This window comes from Pseudomonas sp. Bc-h (genome assembly GCF_002080045.1).
Classification (GTDB): domain Bacteria; phylum Pseudomonadota; class Gammaproteobacteria; order Pseudomonadales; family Pseudomonadaceae; genus Aquipseudomonas.
Window position 1 is genome coordinate 1 of the sequence record NZ_MUIN01000048.1, and the last position, 406, is coordinate 406.

The window sequence follows — 406 nt, forward strand, 5'->3', positions numbered from 1 at the left end:
AGCCGGTAAAGCCGGACAGGTTGCCGAAAACCTGACTGGCAATATCAACAACGGCACCTATGTGTTGGGTGCGTGTTTGTTCGTCAGTGCCGCGCTGATTCTGTCGATTCCAAGAGCGATGCTGGCGCGCCATGAAGAGCCGGCTCCTACCCCGACCGGCGCGCTCTCACAGGCTTGATATCGCGCGCTCCTGTAGCAGTCCGGCTTACCGGCGGTGGCGATCATGTGTCAGGGCGCGGGCTATCACAAAGTGTCGCAGGAGCGTCTGGGCAAAACCGTCGCTGGCAACAAGTCCAATGCCCCGGTGCTCAGCTCCAATGCGCAACGGTCGCTGTCGATGTCCATCTTTTTCAGCTCTTCGGGGCTGACATGCATCATGCGCATGCGTGAAGCTGTCTCTTATACA

1 pseudogene is annotated in these 406 nt (G+C 58.6%); it reads left to right on the forward strand.

Features of this window, described 5'->3' with window-relative positions:
* Window positions 1–223: 223 nt before the first annotated feature.
* Window positions 224–406 (forward strand): annotated as a pseudogene (locus BWR59_RS33045) (hypothetical protein); the annotation flags it as partial.